Origin of the sequence: Amycolatopsis thailandensis (assembly GCF_002234405.1) — a bacterium.
GTDB classification, from domain to species: domain Bacteria; phylum Actinomycetota; class Actinomycetes; order Mycobacteriales; family Pseudonocardiaceae; genus Amycolatopsis; species Amycolatopsis thailandensis.
This window is the reverse complement of record NZ_NMQT01000013.1, coordinates 1-17689: the sequence shown is the minus strand read 5'-3', so window position 1 is coordinate 17689 and position 17689 is coordinate 1. Positions and strand designations below refer to the sequence as shown.

The 17689-nt window shown below is 68.1% G+C and carries 17 protein-coding genes; 3 read left to right on the top strand and 14 right to left on the bottom strand.

Going from position 1 to position 17689, the window contains the following annotated elements:
* Nucleotides 1-52: 52 nt before the first annotated feature.
* On the top strand, nt 53-976 hold the full coding sequence (locus CFP71_RS03100) for an EamA family transporter (RefSeq protein WP_093932302.1): 924 nt from the start codon (nt 53-55) through the stop codon (nt 974-976).
* On the opposite strand, the gene erm is transcribed toward CFP71_RS03100, so the two are convergent.
* On the bottom strand, nt 879-1613 hold the full coding sequence (gene erm, locus CFP71_RS03095) for a 23S ribosomal RNA methyltransferase Erm (protein WP_093932301.1): 735 nt from the start codon (nt 1611-1613) through the stop codon (nt 879-881). The genes CFP71_RS03100 and erm overlap by 98 nt on opposite strands.
* A gap of 183 nt (nt 1614-1796) precedes the next feature.
* The gene (locus tag CFP71_RS03090; RefSeq protein ID WP_093932300.1) at nt 1797-2495 is read right to left on the bottom strand and encodes an SDR family oxidoreductase; all 699 of its coding nucleotides are present in this window, start codon (nt 2493-2495) and stop codon (nt 1797-1799) included.
* Between the two features lie 87 nt (nt 2496-2582).
* Here CFP71_RS03090 and CFP71_RS03085 point away from each other — a divergent pair, with 87 nt between their 5' ends.
* The gene (locus tag CFP71_RS03085) at nt 2583-3146 is read left to right on the top strand and encodes a CGNR zinc finger domain-containing protein (RefSeq protein ID WP_093932299.1); all 564 of its coding nucleotides are present in this window, start codon (nt 2583-2585) and stop codon (nt 3144-3146) included.
* Here the strand turns inward: CFP71_RS03085 and CFP71_RS03080 are convergent.
* The 12 genes from CFP71_RS03080 to CFP71_RS03025 all read right to left on the bottom strand — a co-directional run bounded on the left by CFP71_RS03080 (nt 3139) and on the right by CFP71_RS03025 (nt 16450).
* Nucleotides 3139-3780, bottom strand: coding sequence for an SDR family oxidoreductase (locus CFP71_RS03080; RefSeq protein WP_093932298.1), 642 nt, complete (start codon nt 3778-3780; stop codon nt 3139-3141). The two genes, CFP71_RS03085 and CFP71_RS03080, sit on opposite strands and share 8 nt — an antisense overlap.
* 410 nt (nt 3781-4190) lie before the next feature.
* Entirely contained in the window at nt 4191-5309 is a 1119-nt protein-coding gene (locus CFP71_RS03075; RefSeq protein WP_093932297.1) for an ABC transporter ATP-binding protein, read from the bottom strand.
* A complete protein-coding gene (locus CFP71_RS03070; RefSeq protein WP_093932296.1) occupies nt 5306-6301 on the bottom strand; it encodes an ABC transporter ATP-binding protein in 996 nt (331 codons plus the stop codon). Before CFP71_RS03070 ends, CFP71_RS03075 begins: the two co-directional genes overlap by 4 nt.
* Before the next feature lie 6 nt (nt 6302-6307).
* On the bottom strand, nt 6308-7243 hold the full coding sequence (locus tag CFP71_RS03065) for an ABC transporter permease (protein ID WP_093932295.1): 936 nt from the start codon (nt 7241-7243) through the stop codon (nt 6308-6310).
* Nucleotides 7240-8241, bottom strand: coding sequence for an ABC transporter permease (locus CFP71_RS03060; protein ID WP_093932294.1), 1002 nt, complete (start codon nt 8239-8241; stop codon nt 7240-7242). Before CFP71_RS03060 ends, CFP71_RS03065 begins: the two co-directional genes overlap by 4 nt.
* 86 nt (nt 8242-8327) lie before the next feature.
* Nucleotides 8328-10001 (bottom strand): ABC transporter substrate-binding protein, encoded by a 1674-nt coding sequence (locus CFP71_RS03055; protein ID WP_482746716.1) that lies wholly within the window; start codon nt 9999-10001, stop codon nt 8328-8330.
* Between the two features lie 339 nt (nt 10002-10340).
* Nucleotides 10341-10856 (bottom strand): uridine kinase family protein, encoded by a 516-nt coding sequence (locus CFP71_RS03050; protein ID WP_425266594.1) that lies wholly within the window; start codon nt 10854-10856, stop codon nt 10341-10343.
* A 29-nt stretch (nt 10857-10885) separates the two neighbouring features.
* Nucleotides 10886-11323: a DUF2304 domain-containing protein gene (locus CFP71_RS03045; RefSeq protein WP_020632199.1), complete on the bottom strand. Its 438-nt coding sequence runs from the start codon at nt 11321-11323 to the stop codon at nt 10886-10888.
* Nucleotides 11324-11335: 12 nt separating this feature from the next.
* Nucleotides 11336-12037: a glycosyltransferase family 2 protein gene (locus CFP71_RS03040; protein ID WP_093932361.1), complete on the bottom strand. Its 702-nt coding sequence runs from the start codon at nt 12035-12037 to the stop codon at nt 11336-11338.
* A 59-nt stretch (nt 12038-12096) separates the two neighbouring features.
* Nucleotides 12097-14076, bottom strand: coding sequence for a DUF6541 family protein (locus CFP71_RS03035; protein WP_093932291.1), 1980 nt, complete (start codon nt 14074-14076; stop codon nt 12097-12099).
* 62 nt (nt 14077-14138) lie between these two features.
* Nucleotides 14139-15437, bottom strand: coding sequence for a polysaccharide biosynthesis protein (locus CFP71_RS03030; protein WP_093932290.1), 1299 nt, complete (start codon nt 15435-15437; stop codon nt 14139-14141).
* Nucleotides 15434-16450: a glycosyltransferase family 2 protein gene (locus CFP71_RS03025; protein WP_093932289.1), complete on the bottom strand. Its 1017-nt coding sequence runs from the start codon at nt 16448-16450 to the stop codon at nt 15434-15436. Before CFP71_RS03025 ends, CFP71_RS03030 begins: the two co-directional genes overlap by 4 nt.
* Before the next feature lie 61 nt (nt 16451-16511).
* Between CFP71_RS03025 and CFP71_RS03020 the strand changes: the two genes are divergently transcribed.
* Nucleotides 16512-17624, top strand: coding sequence for a UDP-N-acetylglucosamine 2-epimerase (locus tag CFP71_RS03020; protein ID WP_020632204.1), 1113 nt, complete (start codon nt 16512-16514; stop codon nt 17622-17624).
* Nucleotides 17625-17689 lie beyond the last annotated feature (65 nt).

The following is a 17689-nucleotide window of genomic DNA, read 5'->3' as shown; positions in this document are numbered from 1 at the left end:
GCTGCAAATATTCTCGCTGGTCCTAAATGGTCATCCACGTCAGAGTGAAGACATGCCCGCCCGCGACCGTCTGCTCGCCCTGCTCGTCGTCGTCCTCTGGGGCTGCAACTTCCTCGCCATTCACGCCACCCTCGGACAGTTCCCGCCTGTTTTCGCCGGCGGGCTGCGCTTCGCGGTCATCGCGATCCCGACCATCCTGTTCGTGCCGTGGCCGAAGGTGAAGATCCGCCACCTGCTCGGCTACGGGCTGGGCTTCGGCACCGGGCAGTTCGCCTTCCTCTTCATCGCGATGGACACCGGCATGCCGACCGGCCTCGCGTCGCTGGTGTTGCAGGCTTCGGCCCCGTTCACCGTCCTGCTCGGCGCCGTCTTCCTACGGGAGCGGGTGTCCGGACGGCAGCTCGCCGGGATCCTGCTCGCCGTCGCCGGGATGGCGACGATCGCCTGGCAGCAGGCCGGGAACGCCGCCCTGCTGCCGGTGATCCTGACCCTGCTCGGCGCGCTGAGCTGGGCTTTCGGCAACCTGAGCACGCGACAGGCGGCACCGGACAATCCGCTGAACTTCGTCCTCTGGATGTCCGTGGTGCCGCCGCTGCCGATGTTCGCGCTGTCGCTGGTGATGGAGGGCCCCGCCGAGATCGGCCGCTCGCTGAGCACCCTCGGCACGACCACCGGGCTGATCGGCCTCGGCGGGCTCGCCTACGTCGTGCTGTTCGGCACCATCGTCGGTTCCGGGATCTGGACATCACTGATGCGCCGCAACCCGGCGGGCGTCGTCGCGCCGTTCTCCCTGCTGGTGCCGGTGGTCGGGCTGTCGATGGCGTTCCTCGTGCTCGACGAGCGGCCCTCCCTGGTGGAGATCGTCGCCGCGGCCGTCGTCATCGGCGGCGTCCTGTTCGGTTCGACGAAGCGCCGCGTCCGCGAGCCGGATTTCCTCGCCGAGGCCGAAACGCCTCAGCCCACTGGCGTGCGGTGAGCCGTTTGGGCACGACGTCCCTGCCGGGGCTGGTGAACACCCGCCGCACGAAGTCCTGGTAGCGCTCACGATCCGCGTCGTCGACGAGCGGCCGCTCACGGCGGGTCATCGTGAGCAGACCGCCGTCGACGCCGGGCCTCGGGCGGAACGCCTCCGCGGGCACCCGGCCCGCCAGCCGGAAGTCGAACCACGGCCACCACTGCGCGGTCATCATGGTCGCGCCACCGACCCCGGCCCGGCGGCGCGCCACCTCCCACTGCATGAGCAGAACGGCGTCCGTCCACCCGGGAGCGGCGAGGAGGTGGCGCAGGGTCGCGGTGGTCAGGTGGAACGGCAGGTTTCCGACCAGCACGTGGGGTGTCTTCGGCAACGGGAACCGCAGGAAGTCCGCGGTGACGATCTTCGTCGGCGGCTGGACGCGGCCCGCCAGCCGGGCGGTGCGGCGGTCGTCGATTTCGACGCCGGTCAGTGGCCTGCCGAGCCGTTCCAGCGGCAGGGTCAGGGCTCCGTCGCCCGTGCCGAATTCGATGATCGGCCCGGTCGTGCCGTCGACGAGCCGCACGACGGTTTCGATGATGTTCCGGTCGATGAGGAAGTTCTGGCCGAGTTCATGGCGGCCAGGACGGTGTGTGCGCAAGGGATCTCCGCGGCTTCGAGGTGAGCCGGGCAGCACGAGGCCTGCCCGGCGATGACTCGCTCGGGCGGCGGTTCCTTGCCTGAAGCGCTGGATCCGCCGCTAGGCGCGGCGGGTCCTGGTGAACGCGGAAGCACACATGGCGGCGAAGCTACCTCGGGCTCGCGTGCTTCCGCCAACGGTTTTTCACCCGGCGATCCGGCTGGTGCCGAGCTGCTCGACCGGACCGGACAACGCGGCCTTGACCCGGCGGGTGAGGTCGTCGGTGAGCACCTCGGTCTCGCCCTTCTCCAGCCCGTCGACGACCTGACGGGCGACGTCGCGCGGGTCGTTCTTGGGGATGTCGAGGCCCTGGGTCATGTCGGTGTCGGTGTAGCCGAGGTGGACACCGACGACCTGGGTGCCCTGTTCGGCGAACTCGATACGGAGCGAGTTGGTGAGCGACCAGAAGGCCGCTTTCGAGGCGCCGTAGGACCCCGAGCCCGCCGCCCAAGACAGGACGGAATGGACGTTGACCAGCGCCCCGCCGTCCTTGAGCCGTGGCGCAAACGCTTGCGCGACGCGCAGCGCCCCGAAAACGTTCGTCTCGAAGACCGGCCGGTGCGCGTCGACGTCTTCGGCGAGCAGCGAGCCGAGGCCGAGGACACCGGCGTTGTTGAAGACGATGGTCGCGTCGCTCGCTTCGGCGGCCAGCGCGCGGACGGACTCCGGGTCGGTGACGTCGAGCGGGAGCGGCACGATCCGCGGATCGGCCTCCGCGCGCGGCGTCCTGGCCGTCGCGTAGACCTTGGCGGCGCCGCGGTCGAGCAGTTCGGCGACGAACGCCCTGCCCAGTCCGCGCTGTCCGCCGGTGACCAGGACGACCGCGCCCTCGATGGAGGTCATGACTTGCTCCCTTGACAGAAGTGTTCGGCTTTTGCCTCTGTCGTCAGCATGGCGGCGCGCACTGACAGAGTCAAGTACGCTTGACCTATGTCATGGACCGCGACGGACCGATACCGGTTACGCACCGCCCCCTCGGGGCTGGCGCTCGTTCAGGACTTCCTCAACACGAAGGCGATCAAGACGCACGGCCTCGACCTGCTCAGCGACGCCGATCTGGCGCGACCGTGGGCGGCCGAGGCGCTGGCGGAATGGTCTCGCGTGCGAGGCGCCGAAGTGCCCGGCTTCACTCCGGGCTCGGGTGACCTTCGCCCGCTTCGCGATCTGCGGGAGTCGTTCGTTTCGCTCTTGGACGGCGACGAAGCGGCCGTCGAGAAACCGATCAAGGCGGACCTGGCCGTGCGGGACGGCGTCGTCCGGCTGTTCCCGTCGGGCACAGGAAGGCAGTGGCTCGCTTCGGCACTGTGGACGGAGACACTGCTCGCGCAGCAGGCCGGGATCTGGCAGCGGCTGAAACTGTGCCGTCTCGACGGCTGCCGCTCGGCGTTCTACGACGTCTCGCGCAACAACAGCGGGGTCTGGCACGACGTGCGGACCTGCGGGAACGTCGCGAACCTGCGGGCCTCTCGGGAGCGGAAGAAGGCGCTCAGCTGAGTGCGGCGAGCGCCGACGGGATCGGGATCTCGCCGCCGATGACGTCGAAACCCTGGTTCTCCGCGAGCGGCTCGTCGAGGACGGCGACCAGGACCCCGGCGACGTCGGCGCGGGAGACGTGCCCGGGTTCGAGGTGACCACCGAGCTTGACGCGGCCGGTGGGCGGGTCGTCGGTGAGAGTGCCGGGGCGGACGATCGTCCAGTTCAGGCTGGAGCGCCGCAGGACGCTGTCGGAGATCTGTTTCGCCATCAGGATCGACCGCACCAGCCGATCGCCCTGATCCGGCGAATCCGCGAACTGCGCGGAAAGCTGCACGAACCGCGCTACCCCCGCCTTCTCCGCGGCGCGGATCGCGGTGATCACGCCGTCGCGGTCGACGAGGTCGACCGAGGCCTGATCCGGATCGGGCGCGCCGATCGCGTTGATCACCACCTCGGACCCGACGAGTGCCTCGACCAGGTCGTCCGCGTCGGCGGTGACGTCCGCGACCACGGTTTCGGCGCCGAGCCCGGCGACCTCCTCGGCGCGGCGACGGCTGCGCAGCCCCGCCCGCACCTCATGTCCCCGCTCCAGCAGCAGCCGGACCACGTGAATCCCCGTCCGCCCCGACGCACCCAGCACTGTGACCCGCATGACAGGAGAGTCTGCCCGATCACGGCCACCCCCGCCGGTCACGCGTCCTCCCCCGCATTTCGTCCTCTAAATGCGGGCTTGGGCGGCCGCGTCGCCACAGGTGCCGGAAGTACATGAAGGCCCCCTTGCTTGCGCCTAGCTCCGTGAAGGACCCCTTCATGCACTTGGACCGGAGCTGTGATGTGTCGAGTTACTGAGGCGCTTGAGGCGATCCGGCGGTCCGTGAAGGACTCCTTAAGGGACCCAGGGTCCGTGAAGGGCCCCTTCACTACCTTGAGGGTAGGCAAGGAGGCCTTCGCTACGGGCGGCCCGCGCCCCCCGCATTTCGTCCTCTAAATGCGGAAAGTACATGAAGGCCCCCTTCCTGTACCTAGGCGCAAGGAAGGGGGCCTTCATGTACTACAGCGGGGCTAGAGGATCTCCGCCGCCGAGCCCACGTCCGGCAGTCCGCCGACGTCGGGGTTCAGGTCCCCGGCTCCGACGAGTTCCGCCTCGACCGCGTGCGGTTTGATCCGCCCGTCGCGGATGTCCTCCGCGTAGTGGCACGCGACCCGGTGACCGGCGCCGATCTCCCGCAGCTGCGGGCGGTCGGTGTCGCACAGGCTCTGCTGCTTCCACGGGCACCGCGTGTGGAACCGGCACCCGGACGGCGGCCGCGCCGGCGAAGGCAGGTCACCGGCGAGCAGGATCTGCTCCCGGCTGTCCTCCACCGTCGGGTCCGGCACGGGGATCGCCGAGAGCAGCGCCCGCGTGTACGGGTGCAGCGGGTTCTCGTACAGCGTGTCGGCGTCGGCCTCTTCGACCAGCGAGCCGAGGTACATCACGCCGATGCGGTCCGAGATGTGCCTCACCACCGCGAGGTCGTGCGCGATCACGAGGTACGTGAGACCGAGCTTCTCCTGAAGGTCCTCCAGGAGGTTGACCACCTGCGCCTGCACCGAGACGTCCAGCGCCGACACCGGTTCGTCCGCGACGATCAGGTCCGGCTGGACCGCGAGCGCCCGCGCGATGCCGATGCGCTGACGCTGACCGCCCGAGAACTCGTGCGGGTACTTCCGCAGCGAAGACTCCGGAAGACCGACGGCGGCGAGGAGTTCCCGCAACCGCTTGGCGGTCGCTTCCTTGTCCTTGTCGAGGCCGTGCGCCTTCATCCCTTCCGTCAGAATGGATTCCACCGACTGCCGAGGGTCCAAAGAGGACATCGGGTCCTGGAAGACCATCTGCATCCGGCGGCGCGCCTTGCGCAGGTCCTCGCCCTTGAGCCCGGCGACGTCGGTGCCGTCGAAGACGACCTTGCCCGCCGTCAGCTCGGTGAGCCGGAGGATCGCCCTGCCCAAAGTGGACTTGCCGCAGCCGGATTCCCCGACCAGGCCGTAGGTCTCACCCTTGCGGATGGCCAGATCGACGCCGTCGACGGCGAACACGTGCCCGACCGTCTTGTCGACCACAATGCCGCGCTTGATCGGGAAGTGGACCTTGAGGTCTTCGACCTCCAGGAGCACTTCCTGCTCCGGTACCGCGTGCGTCATCGGGCCCCTCCTTGTGCGGCCACGGCCGGGATCACCGGGTTGTGGCAGCGCAGCAGCCCACCGCGATCGGGGGTCAGCTGCGGTGAAACCTCCCGGCACACGCCGAGAGCGTTCGGGCAGCGGGGCGCGAACGCGCAGCCGCCGTCCCACGGGATGTTGTCGGCGACGGATCCCTTGATAGGGATCAGTTTCTCGCCGCGGCCCGCGTCGAGACGCGGGATCGAGGCGAGCAGGCCGTGCGTGTACGGGTGCCGCGGTTCGGCGAACAGCGAGTGCCGTTCCGCGCGCTCGACGATCTTGCCGCCGTAGAGCACGTTGACCTCGTCGCAGAGACCGGCGACGACACCGAGGTCGTGCGTGATCATGATCAGCGCGGTCCCGGTGTCCTGCACCAGTTCCCGCAGCAGGGCGAGGATCTGCGCCTGGATCGTCACGTCGAGCGCGGTGGTCGGCTCGTCGGCGATGAGCAGCCGCGGACGGCACGCCAGCGCGATCGCGATCAGCGCGCGCTGCCGCATCCCGCCGGAAAGCTGGTGCGGGTACTCGGAAAGCCGCCTCGACGGGTCGGGGATGCCGACCTTGTCGAGCAGTTCGATGGCTTCCTTCGACGCCACCTTGCGCGACATCCCGCGGTGCCGCTCCAGCACCTCGGTGATCTGCAGCCCGATCGGGATGACCGGGTTCAGCGAGGACAGCGGGTCCTGGAAGACCATGCCGAGGTCGCGACCCCGGCGGTCCCGCATTTCCTTGTCCGACAAGCGAAGCAGGTCCGTGCCTTCGAACGACACCGATCCGCTGACCTGGTTGCCGCGCTTCGCGAGCAGCCGCATGATCGCCAGCGAGGTCACGGACTTGCCGCAACCGGACTCGCCGACGAGGCCGACCGTCTGGCCGGGTTCGACGTCGAAACTGACCTCGTCCACCGCGGTGAACGGCTTCTCGCCGCGTCGCTGGAAAACGACCTTGAGGTCGCGTACTTCAAGGAGAGCCATGAAAGATCACCGCCTGTTCTTCGGATCGAGGGCTTCCCGCAAGGACTCGCCGAGCAGCGTGAAGCCGAGCGCGACGATGATGATCGCGATGGCCGGGTAGTACGCCAGCTCTGGGCGGATGTCGAGGAACTGCCGAGCGCTGCGGCTCAGCATGATGCCCCATTCCGCCCGGTTCGGGTCCGGGTCGCCGAGACCGAGGAACGACAGCGCCGCCGCCTCGAGGATCGCCGTCGCCAGGGTCAGCGTGGCCTGCACGATGACCGGGCCGAGCGAGTTCGGCAGCATGTGCCGCAACACGATCGTCCCGCGTTTGACGCCGAGTGACGTCGCCGCGAGCACGTGGTCGCTGTTTCTCTGCGCGAGCATCGAACCGCGCAGCAACCGCGCGAAAATCGGCACGCCGACCATCGACACGGCCACGATCACGGTCCACTGGCTCGGCTTCTGGAACAGCGCGGCCACCGAGATCGCCAGCAGCAACGACGGCACCGACAGCATGACGTCGACCAGGCGCATCAGCACCGTGTCGACCCAGCCGCCGAAGGCACCGGCGAGCCCGCCGATGATCATGCCGACCACGACGCCGATGACCGTCGCGAGCACGCCGACCAGCAGCGTGTTCTGCGCGCCGACCAGCAGCCGCGAAAGGTAGTCACGGCCGAAGTCGTCGACGCCGAGCGGGAAACCGGCCTGCGCGCCGGGGATGATGCCCTGGCCGAGGATGACCTCGCTCTGCAGGTACCGCTCGTAGGGGTCCTTCGGCGCGAGAAGCGGCGCGAAGATCGCCACCAGCAGGAAAAGGCCGGTGATCACGGCACCGGTGATGGCCACCGGGCTCCGCAGCATCCGGCGCAGCGCCTCGCCACCGAGGCTGTGCCCCTTGGCCGTCGACGCGGCGAGCTTGTCGATCGGTTCCTTCTTCTTGTTCAGCAATGTGTTCATCGGACACGCACCCTCGGGTCGATGAGCCCGTACGAGACATCGACCAGCATGTTCACCAGCACGTACACCAGCGCGCCGAACAGCAGCAGCGCTTGCAGGCGCGGGTAGTCACGCCGCTCGATGCCTTCGGCGAGCAGGAAGCCGAGGCCGCGGAAGTTGAACACCCGCTCGGTCAGCACCGCGCCGCCGAGCAGCGCGCCGGTCTGCAGGCCGATGGTGGTGACCACCGGCAGCAGGCCGTTGCGGAGCACGTGACGGCGCCGGACGATCGGCTGGGTCAGGCCCTTCGAGTTGGCCGTGCGGATGAAGTCCTCGTTCAGCACGTCCAGCACCGACGCGCGGGTGATCCGGACGATCACCGCGAGCGGGATGGTGGCCAGCGCGAACGCCGGGAGGATCAGGTGGAGGATCGCGTCCCAGGCGGCGTCCCATTCCTGGGTGATGATGCCGTCGAAGACCGCGAACCCGGTGACGGTGGTGGCGTCGAGACCGGCCATCTGACGGCCCTGCGAGGGAAGTCCCAGCGGGGCGGCCAGCAGGTCCTGCATCATGTAGCCGAGGAAGAACACCGGCACGGCGACACCGACCAGCGAAAGCACGATGATCACGTTGTCGACGGCCCCGCCGCGGAAGCGGGCGGACAGGTAGCCGAACGGGATGCCGAGACCCACCGCGATGAGCATCGCGCAGAAGCCGAGCTCGATGGTGGCGGGGAGGAAGTTCCCGATCTCCGACATGACCGGCTGGGCGGAGACCAGCGAGTTGCCGAAGTCGCCGGTGATGGCCCGGCCGAGGAACTTGAAGTACTGGACGAAGATGGGATCGTCGAGGCCGAGGATCCGGTTCAGGTCGGCGATCTTCTCCGGGGTCGCCTTGTCACCCAGGAGGGCGCCGGCGGGGCCGCCGGGAAGGGACCGGAGCCAGGCGAAGATCAAAATGGACAGGATCAAGAGCGTCGGTATCGCTTGTAGCAGCCGACGCACGAGAAAACGGAGCACGTGCGTTCCTTTGTTGCCAGCCCGGGAATGGGCCACAGGGGGCGGGCGCGGTAGCGCCCACCCCCTGGTGGCTTAGTGGTGGTGGATCAGTTGACCGTGACGGTGTAGAAGCGCTCGTCGGTCAGCGGGCTGGCCACCAGGCCCTTCACCTTCGGGCCGACGACGATCGCCGGGGGGCCGTAGGAGATCGGGATGGCGGGCAGGTATTCCATGATCTTCTGGTTCACGTCCTGGTACGCCTTGGTGTGCGCCTCGCCGGCGGGCGCGGCGTCCGCGGCGGAGATGGCCGAGAACAGCTCGGCGTTGGTGAAGCCGAACTCCGGCTTCTCGCGGCCGAAGAAGGTGCCGACGAAGTTGCCGGCGTCGTTGTAGTCACCGGTCCAGCCGAGCAGGTGGACGTCCTGCTTGCCGGCCTTCTGCACGTCGTCCTTGTAGCCACCGTTCCACGGCTTGGCGATCGGCTCGACCTTGATGCCCAGGGCCTTCATGTCCTCGGACAGCGACGTGAAGATGTCCGCCGGGTTCGGCATGTACGGCCGGGAGACCTCGGTCGGGTAGTAGAACTTCAGCGTCATGCCCTCGGCGCCGGCTTCCTTGAGAAGCTGCTTGGCCTTGTTGAGATCGTACGGGTACTTGGTGACGTTCTCGTTGTAGCCGTCGATCGCCTTCGGCACGAACTGCGTCGCGGTCTCGGCGCCCTCGGGGAGCTTCGACTTCACGAACTGGTCGCGGTTGAGGCCGTAGGCCAGCGCCTGGCGGACCTTGAGGTCCTTCAGCTTCGGGTTGTTCGCCTGGTTGATGCCCAGGTAGAGGATGTTGAACGACGGGCGGATGAGCACCTGCTCGCCGTCGTTGCGCAGCAGGCCGTAGTCCGCGGGCGACGGGTAGTCGTAGCCCTGGATGTCGCCGGCCTTGAGCGCCTGCTTGCGGGCGTTCTCGTCCGGGATGACCTTGAAGACCAGCTTGTCGAGCTTGGCCGTCTGGGTCGGGGAGTCGGTCGCCTTGGAGAGCGTGATCTCACCCTTGGCCTGGTCCCAGCTGTCGAACTTGAACGGGCCGGTGCCGGTCGGGTGCTGCAACGCGTACTCCGGGTAGGAGAACGAGTCACCACTCTGGGTGACGTTGTCCGCGTTGTACTTCTTCAGCGCGTCCGGGCTCTGGATCGAGAACGACGGCAGCGTGAAGGCGGCCGGGAACGCGCCCTTGGCCTTGTTCAGGTTCAGGACGGCTGTCGACTCGTCCTTGACCTGGCAGTCCTTGAACACCGGGGCGCCGGAAGCGTCACCCTCGTTCTTGGCGAAGCCCTCGAAGACGTCGCCGTAGTAGATCATCTGGCTCTGGGCCGCCGCGCCCTTCATGTTGAACATGCGGTTGAAGTTGAAGCAGACCGCTTCGGCGTTGAACGCGGTGCCGTCGTGGAACTTCACGCCCTTCTTCAGGGTGAAGGTCCACGTCTTGCCTTCGTTGCTGCCTTCCCACTTCTCGGCAAGGCCGGGCTCGAGGTCCGCGGTCCCCGGCTTGTTCATGATCAGGGTGTCCATCATCTGGCGGATGATGCGGAAGGTCTCACCGTCGTCGTTGAAGAGCGGGTCGAAAGTCTTCGGGTTACCGGCGGCGCCGAAGACCATGGTGCCTCCCGAGCCACCCCCTGCGCCTTCTTCACGCTTCGAATCGGCACAGGCGGACATGGAGACCGCGAGTGCGCCGGCAAGCCCGATCAGGGCCACACGGCGTGCTCGGGTCACCCGCAGTTGCTGCATCTGGCACCCCTTGAGGAGAATTTCGGTGTTTAGGCACCGTCGGCGTCGGTCGAAAACTCGAACTCCGCGGACGATCGGTGTGCTCGCCGACACTAGCGGGAACTCAGCCCGCACTTAAGCACGCGAGGTTACGATCGCGCTACACGAAGGCCAATACGACCGCAAAGTGTCCACAATTCCGCACTTAGTGTAATCAATTCCGGTCCACTAACGCACAGAGTGCCGGTCCACTAACTCAAATGGGTGTCCACCACTAGGCTCATTGGATCACTGACAGAAGTGGACATCCGAGGGGTTCAAGGCGCGTCTCGTGAGTGGTAAGGACGGTTAGAACCGTCCTTACCACTCACGAGACGAGACCACGGAATCCGCGGCGGCCTTGGTGCCGTCCACGGTGAACCAGCCTCGTTCGAACAGCTGCCAGCGCCGCAGGTCCGCCCGGGACTCCTCGCCGTCCCGCCCGGCGGCGCGGTCGAGGCGTTCGGCTTCGGTCCCACCGTCCAACCAGGTCAGCAGGGACAACGACGGCCGCATCCGCGCCCTGCCACTGGAAACGCCTTCCAGGACCAGGACTTCCGGGACCGGGATCTCGACTTCTTCGCCGGGCGACGGGACACCGGTGGACCAGTCAACGCGGCGATAGCGGCCGGTCCTGCCCGCGCACAGCGGTGCCAGGACACCGGTTTCGAGCCGTGGCCACCAGGAAACGGGCTCGTCCCAGGTCGCGAACTCGTCGGTGCTGACCAGCGCGACCGCGACGTCGCGACCGGCGAGTCCGGCCACGATCTTCCCCGCCAGCGTGGATTTTCCGGAGCCTGAAGGCCCGTCGACGGCGAGGACGCGGACGGCCCCCAGCTTCGGCGGGGCCGCCAGGAGCGCGTCGATCAGCGTGCGCGTGCGGGGCTCACTTCGGGGAGCCCTTTGACGTTGTCGGGCGTGGCCGTCCGGGCTTCGAGCGCGGCGACGCGTTCTTCCAGGTCACGCTGGGCGTCGGCGAGTTCGCAACGGAGCAGCGCGATCTCTTCGACGGAGGTCCGGACCTCTTCTTCGAGGTGTCCGACCTCGGTCGACAGATGCAAGGCGACCAGTGCGAGAACGACACCGGCCAAGAGGAATACGAAGTTCGACGGCGTTTGCACGCCGGTTACTCGCGCCAGGAAGTCGGCGGCCTGCGGAACGAGGGCGAGCACCACCACGCCGATGGCGAGGACGAGCCAAACACCCGCGTACTTTTCCCGCAGTTTCCGTCGTCGCATCATCTCGAGGACGACGAACAGCACCAGACAGGCGACGACGATGCTGAGAATGCGCCAGCCAGCCATAATCAGCTCCTTTTACGCCGAATCCGACGAGTCGACCGCGGGGCGGCGGCGCACCAGCGCCAGCAGCAGGGCGAGTCCGGCGCGGCCGAGGTAGACGGCCGATTTCACCGGGGAATGGCTCGGTGTGCCACCGGCCCGTTCCCGCATGATCACCGGGATTTCCTTGATCTTCAGTTCGGCGCGGATCGCCATCACCAGCGATTCGACCGTGTCGCCGAGGTATTCGGCCGGGTAGTACGCGGCGAACATTTTGATCGCGCGCGGGCCCATCGCCTTGAACCCGGAGGTCACGTCGGTGAGCTTGGTCTTCCCGAGCCGGGAGAAAACGAACGAGAGCACGACCATCGCGTATTTCCGCGGGCCGCTCGCCTTGTACGCGCCCTTGCCCGCGAAACGCGAGCCGATCGCGATGTCGGCGTCGTCGAGCGCGTCCAACAGCGCGGCGACCTCGTCGGGATCGTGCTGGCCATCCGCGTCCACCTGGACGACGACGTCGTAGCCGCGGGCGGCCGCGTACCGGAAGCCGGTGCGCATCGCCCCGCCGACGCCGAGGTTCACCGACAGGCGGGCCACCTCCGCGCCAGCCGCGCGGGCGAGCTTGGCCGTGTCGTCGGACGAACCGTCGTCGACCACCAGCACGTCCATGCCCGGCAAGGACTGCTTGACCTGGGAAATGACCGCGCCGACGCTGGCCTGCTCGTTCAAAGCAGGCATCACGATGAGCACTCGACGGGTGGTCACGGACGTACTGGACACTGGATCACTCTATCTTCTTACTGGCCGTGAGCGGTGTCGGACCCGGTGGTGGCGCCGGCGGCGACCACACCTTGCTGACCTTCGATTTCGTAGACAGACGCGTCGAGGTTGTGGAAAACGCGCTTGAAACCCGGAGTGATGTCGAGGCGCTGGAGGCCCACCGCGGACTGCGCGTTGGGGGCCACCTTGCCCTTGCCGACGAGCACGTAGCGCACCTTGAGGTCGGTGAGCGCCTCGCGCACGCGCGGGTCCCGGTTGAGGTCGTTCAGGAAGACGCTGAGCCAGCCCGCCTTGGTGGTGAACTCGGCGCCGTAGTTCGTCCACTCGACCGGCTGGGCGCCAGAAAGGGCGTACAGCCACACCGAGCCGTCGGCCTTGTCGTTCATGACGCGCTCACCCGGCACGACGTGCTTCCCGAGCCACGCGTAGGCCTCTTCCTCGCCCTTGCTGACCGAGGGGCCGTCCGGACCGTAGTTCATCGCGAGCCGCGCGGAGTTGCGGCCGATGTAGCCGCCTCGGCTCAGCACCGCGACCACCAGGCCGATCACCAGCGCGCCCGCGATGGCGGCGGTGAACGGGTTCAGGTTCGGTTTGCGCTCGCCGATCTTCTCGGCGAACTTGCCCGACGCGGTGTGCACGAACTCGCCGAACGCGACGGCGCCCGCCAGCGGCACGAGCGCGCCGATCCGCCAGTGGTCGTTGTAGAACACCCCGGTCAGGGTGTGGATGAGCGGCGTCTCCAGCGAGATCGTCGCGGCGAACAGGCCGCCGAGGACGACGTACGCGCCGACCATCCAGAGCATCCGGCGGTGCTTGACCAGGAAGAACACCCCGATGATCGCCGGGATGCCGATCCACCACTGCGGGAACGACGCCATCGGCGAGAAGGTGATGGTCTGCCCGAGCGCGCCGGACACGCTGGTCTCCGAAGCCCAGAACGCGCTGGTCACGCCGCCCGCGTTGTAGAGCGCCGGCAGGACCTGCGGCACGCCGAGCACGACGGCCATCACGACCGTGGCCACCAGCGAAGCGGCGCTCCGGCGCCAGTCGATCTTCTCGAAGCGGAACAGCACCGCGAGCAGGATCAGCAGGAAATAGACCATGATCACGAAGATCAGGCTGGTGTGCAGGCCCGCCAACCCGGCGACGCCGACGCCGATCGCGATCGGCCCGGCGACGCCGTTCGGCTTGAGCAGCAGGCGGGCGAGCGCGAGCATCGCGGGCACGAGCGCCACCCCGGCGACGTACGGCCAGAGCGGGCCGCGCCACAGCGAGTCGTATGGGAACGCGGTGAACCAGGTGGACACGGCCGCGGCGGCGGCGGTCGCGAGGACCGGCATGCGCCAGGCGCGGCACATCGCCGCGACGCCGACCGGGACGGTCAGCACGACCATGAGCGCCGCCAGGTTCAGCGTCGGCATCATCGTCAGGCCGCCCTTGCCGAAGACCAGGGCGAGCAGCGCGTGGTAGGTGTCCGGGTAGAAGTAGTCGGTCTGGTTCGGCAGGTTCGCGATGGTGCCGACGGTCGACGCGCGCGCGTCGCCGTGCTCGGCGATCCAGCGCACCAGGTTGCCGTGGAACGGGGCGTCCCAGCCCTGCTGGACGTTCTCGAGGCTGTGCGAACCGCGCAGGAAGGTCACCGTGCCGACGCCGAGGCCGACCACGACACCTGCGCCGATCAGCAGGTGGTCGCGCAGGGAGCGCTTCGTCTCGTCGTCGTCTTCGTCCTCGGCCCAGTCCGCGTGCCGCTTCGCGGTGAAGCGGAGGACGAGGAACGAGAGCGCGAAGCCGATCACGGACAGCAGCAGCACCCACAGGCCGACGTTCAGCATGGTCCAGCGGATGCCGAACCGGCCGAGGATCGGGATGCCGATGGCGACGAGGCCGAAGGTCAGCAGCGGGGCCGCGGCGGCGAGGGTCCAGCCGCGCAGCCTGATCGCGGCGCCGAAGACGAGACCCGGCAGCCAGAACGCCAGCAACACCAAAAGAACGTTCATCGAATTCGCTGTCCAACCCTATTCGGCGTCAATAACGCCAACCCGTTCGTGGCGCGGCCACACTATCGAGACGTTTCGGACGGCTTCGGGTTGCCCGTCTCCGGCGTGCCCCTCACCACGAAACCCATGACGACCAGCAGTCCGACCGTCGGACCGGCGGCGAGCCCGACGACGGCGCGCACGACGGTGTCACCGGGGAAGAACAGCAGGACCAGCGCGGTCGCGACGACGACGGCGGCCCAGGTGATCAGCACCTTCTTGGCCTTGGCCTGCGCGACGAGGACGGCGGCGAGCAGCTGCATCGCGGCCAGCAGCACCGACGACCAGACCAGCCCGGCCATCCACCAGGCCTGGGGATCGTTCTTCGCGCCGTAGACGAGGCGCACCACCCACGGGCCGATCAGCCAGCCGATCAGCGCGCCGAGGGCCGCGAGCGCCAGCGCGCCCACGGAGCCGAGCGCGAGCAGCCTGCGCAGCCGGTGCTTGCCCTCCTCGGTGCTGGACAGGCGCACCACGGTCGGGACCGCGAGGGCCTGGACCGGCGCCATCAGCGTGAGCGGGGTCCTCGCCACGAACAGGGCGAGGAAGAGCACGCCGAGCGCGTCCTTGTCGCCGCCGGGCGCGAGCAGGCTGACCAGCGCCGGATAGCCGGTGATGACGCTCGCGGTGAGCCCGGCGCCCGCCAGCAGCATCAGCATGTTCGTCACGATCGGCTTCGCGGGCTCGTCGGCGTCCAGCTCGGGGTCGACCAGCCGGGCCGCGCCGCGGGCGAACAGCAGCCAGGCGAACGAGCCGGTCGCGGCGGCGACGGCGAACCAGTACAGCTGGGTGAGCCCGGCGACCACCAGCGCGGCGACCACGAGGATCCGCACCGCGGCCTCGACCAGGATCAGCCACGAGTAGGACCGGACGTGGTCCTGGCCGATGAGCAGACCGCGCGCGGCGAACTGGAAGGCGAACGAAACCCCGCCGGCCAGCACGATCACGGCGAGCGCGAACTGTCCGCCGTAGACCTTCTCGGTCACCGGCGGGATGAGCGTGATCAGTGCGACGACCACCACGGCGATCGCGCTGGTGACGAAGGCGATCACGGCCGGTCGCCCGGCCTTGCGGCCGTCGAGCGCGGCGTGCGCGGACTGGCGCGAGATCTCCTGTTCGAGCGGGGACAGGGCGGCGCCCAGCCCCATCAGCATGCCCCAGAAGGACAGCAGGACAGCGTTGTCGGCCTTGGACAGCGTCCGGCCCCAGACCACGGTCAGCGCGTAGCCCAGCGCGATCGCGATCAGCAGGTAGACGCCGATGCGGCCGGCGGACTTCCCGGTGCTCTTGGCCAGTTTTTCGTCGCTCACCGCGTTGCTCATCGTTTGCGCCGGGACCGCAGCGCCATGAAGAGGCCGCGGATCGCCCCGGCCCCGAACCCGGCGGCGAACACCGGCGTGAGCTGGGCGACGGCCTTGGCCTCGGCCTTGGTCGCGCCGAACTTCGTCACCGCGAACCCGGCGGCCGTCGAACCGGCGGCGGCCAGTGCGACGGCGGTCTTCGGGCGCTTCGCGGCGACACCGAGCCCGAGCACCCCGACGGCCATCGCGGCGAACAGGCCGTTGCGCGCGGGGCCGGGCGACGCGAGATACGAATCGACGAACGTGGTGCCGCGGAAATACGACTGCCCGATGAACTTCTTGAAGGAATCGCGGCCGTGGTAAGTCGCGGAGAACTCCGGGGCCAGGAAGATCCGGTGCCGTTCGGCGATCCAGCGCAGAACACCCGTGTCGTCACTGGCGAAACGGACGTCTTCGAAGAGCGACTCGAACGCGTTCGAGGAATCCTCGAGAACGTCCTTCGGCGCGGAAAAGAATCCGGTTCCTTTGGGGAAGACGTCGAACTCCTCGATACCGAACGACATCAATCTCGGGTTCGCGCAATAACGGCGCCACGGGATCTTGACCAGTCCCGCCATGAATCCCGCATACGGATTGTGTTCGGACGCGACGTTGATGTGACCGTTCCACACCGTGCGCTCGGGGTGGTCGACGAGCTGGTCGCGCAGGAAGGTGAGCGAGCCGGTGTCCACGATCACGCGGCTGTCGAGCAGGAGGATCTGCCGCCCGGAGGCCTTCGCGATCCCCGCCCGGCGGGCCTCGAACCGGCCGCTGTTCGGCTGGGAAAGGACGGTGATGCCGTAGAGCTCCTGCAGCCTGGTGAGCTTGTCGCCGGTGCCGTCGGTGCTGCCGTCGTCGACCACGACGACCTCGACCGGCCAGTTCGCCGCCTGTGCCGACGCGATCAGCGCGCCCACACTGCGGTCGATCCAGTTCTGCTCGTTGTAGACCGGGATCACGACGGACAGGGCCGGGAGGAGCGAATTCGCACTCACCCCGGCGAGGCTACCTTGCGCGGCCCACCAGTATCCTTCGGGCACCGCAGACCCCGACAGAATGGCTCTTCCGGTGATTTCCTTCATTCTCGGCACCACGGCGGAACTGATCAAAATCGCGCCGGTCTACCACGGCATCCTCGAACGCGGGGTCCGGCCGAAGATCTGGTTCACCGCGCAGCACGTCGACGAGGTCTCGGACGTTCTCGCCGACCTGAACCTCCCGGAGCCCGACGTCTGGCTCGTGCCGAAGGAGAAGGCGCACAACCTGGAGTCGCCCGCGCAGGTGCCGGGCTGGGCCGCGCAGGTGCTGCGGACCGCGTGGAGCCGCCGGGCCGAACTGAAGGCCGCGCTGGTCGAGGACGGGCGCCCGCCGCTGGTGCTGGTGCACGGCGACACCTTCACCACGCCGTACGGCTCGCTCATCGGGAAGCGGATCCTCAAGTCGCGGGTCGGGCACGTCGAGGCGGGTGCGCGGTCGGGCAGCATCATGTCGCCGCTGCCGGAAGAGCTGAACCGGAAGATCGCCGCGAAGATCGTCGACATGCACTTCGCGCCGAGCGCGCGTGAGGTGAACAACCTCCGCAACGCCCGCGGCGTCGTCGTCGACACCGAGGCGAACACCGCGATCGACGCGATGCGGCTGGCCATCAACGGCCCGCTCGACATCGAGGGCCTGCCGGAGAAGTTCGGCCTCGCCACCCTGCACCGCTTCGAGCTGGTCTCGCGCGCGGACAAGTACCGCGAGGCGCTGGAGATCCTGCGCGAGCAGAGCAAGCAGATGCCGATCCTCTACATGGCGGGCGCGCCCGAGCGCGAGAAGATCCGCGCGCTGGGCCTGGCGAACCTCTTCGACGAGAAGAACTTCATCATCCAGCCGAAGATGCGGTACCTGAAGTTCCTGCCGCTGGTCGCGCGCGCGGAGTACGTCGTCACCGACTCGGGCGGCCTCTCGGCCGAGTGCTACTACCTCGGCCTGCCGTGCGCCGTGCACCGCGAGCGCACCGAGACGCCGCAGCACCTCGGCGAGACCGTCGTGCTGACCGAGATGCGCGGGGACAAGCTGCAGAACTTCCTCGACACCTACCAGAACCGCCGCGGCGAGTCGTGGGTCGAGAAGTTCCACCCGTCGGAGATCATCGTCGACACTCTCGCTCGCCTGGGTTACTGCTGACCTTTTGCGCGTGAAGGCCCCTTTCCCTCGGCTGAGCCGAGGGAAAGGGGCTCGGACGAGCGTCG

Coding starts and splice junctions, on each gene's coding strand:
- CFP71_RS03040 (WP_093932361.1), bottom strand. CDS start 12,037: ATGCCTGCTTTGAACGAGCAGGCCAGCGTCGGCGCGGTCATTTCCCAG.
- CFP71_RS03055 (WP_482746716.1), bottom strand. CDS start 10,001: ATGCAGCAACTGCGGGTGACCCGAGCACGCCGTGTGGCCCTGATCGGG.
- CFP71_RS03085 (WP_093932299.1), top strand. CDS start 2,583: ATGTCATGGACCGCGACGGACCGATACCGGTTACGCACCGCCCCCTCG.
- CFP71_RS03045 (WP_020632199.1), bottom strand. CDS start 11,323: ATGGCTGGCTGGCGCATTCTCAGCATCGTCGTCGCCTGTCTGGTGCTG.
- CFP71_RS03030 (WP_093932290.1), bottom strand. CDS start 15,437: ATGAGCAACGCGGTGAGCGACGAAAAACTGGCCAAGAGCACCGGGAAG.
- CFP71_RS03070 (WP_093932296.1), bottom strand. CDS start 6,301: ATGGCTCTCCTTGAAGTACGCGACCTCAAGGTCGTTTTCCAGCGACGC.
- CFP71_RS03020 (WP_020632204.1), top strand. CDS start 16,512: ATGGCTCTTCCGGTGATTTCCTTCATTCTCGGCACCACGGCGGAACTG.
- CFP71_RS03075 (WP_093932297.1), bottom strand. CDS start 5,309: ATGACGCACGCGGTACCGGAGCAGGAAGTGCTCCTGGAGGTCGAAGAC.
- CFP71_RS03080 (WP_093932298.1), bottom strand. CDS start 3,780: ATGCGGGTCACAGTGCTGGGTGCGTCGGGGCGGACGGGGATTCACGTG.
- CFP71_RS03090 (WP_093932300.1), bottom strand. CDS start 2,495: ATGACCTCCATCGAGGGCGCGGTCGTCCTGGTCACCGGCGGACAGCGC.
- CFP71_RS03100 (WP_093932302.1), top strand. CDS start 53: ATGCCCGCCCGCGACCGTCTGCTCGCCCTGCTCGTCGTCGTCCTCTGG.
- CFP71_RS03035 (WP_093932291.1), bottom strand. CDS start 14,076: ATGAACGTTCTTTTGGTGTTGCTGGCGTTCTGGCTGCCGGGTCTCGTC.
- CFP71_RS03065 (WP_093932295.1), bottom strand. CDS start 7,243: ATGAACACATTGCTGAACAAGAAGAAGGAACCGATCGACAAGCTCGCC.